This is a genomic window from Herbaspirillum sp. B65, from assembly GCF_000333555.1.
GTDB lineage: Bacteria > Pseudomonadota > Gammaproteobacteria > Burkholderiales > Burkholderiaceae_D > Herbaspirillum > Herbaspirillum rubrisubalbicans.
Genome location: NZ_BADI01000918.1, coordinates 1 through 472 on the forward strand (window position 1 = coordinate 1; position 472 = coordinate 472).

The window sequence follows — 472 nt, forward strand, 5'->3', positions numbered from 1 at the left end:
TCTTGCCTCTCCAGCGTGGACGGCTGTATCGGCCGGGCATCCAGCCTGGCCGCCATCGGGGGATTGATGAAGCGCCCGGCCGTGCCGATGGCGGTCAAATCGACGAAGTCCGAGCCGGTGTGGTCGGTGCGGCTGAAATGCAGGCTGAATCCGCCGCCATCGTAGTTGGCCGGGGTGATGCTCTCCAGCGCTCGGATCAGGCCTTCGCGGCTCAATTGCGGGCCGGCGCGGCGCAGCGCTTCGACCAGCACGCGGGCGGCGATGTAGCCTTCCAGACCGATGAAGTTGCAGCAGGCGCGGGAAGAACGCGCCATGGCCTTCTGGTATTCGTAGACGATGGGTAGCCGGGCCTTGTTGGGGAAAGGCACCACTTGGGTGATCTCGGTGCCGACGCCGCCGTCTTTGAGGCGCGTGGCCAGCGAATGGCTGCCAACGAAGGAATAGTTGGAAAAACCGCCCAGGTAGCCGGCTG

At 65.3% G+C, this 472-nt stretch carries 1 protein-coding gene; it reads right to left on the reverse strand.

What is annotated here, in order from left to right:
* A partial coding sequence (locus tag I5W_RS21610; RefSeq protein WP_148289174.1) for an ABC transporter substrate-binding protein occupies nt 1–472 on the reverse strand: 472 nt, incomplete at both ends.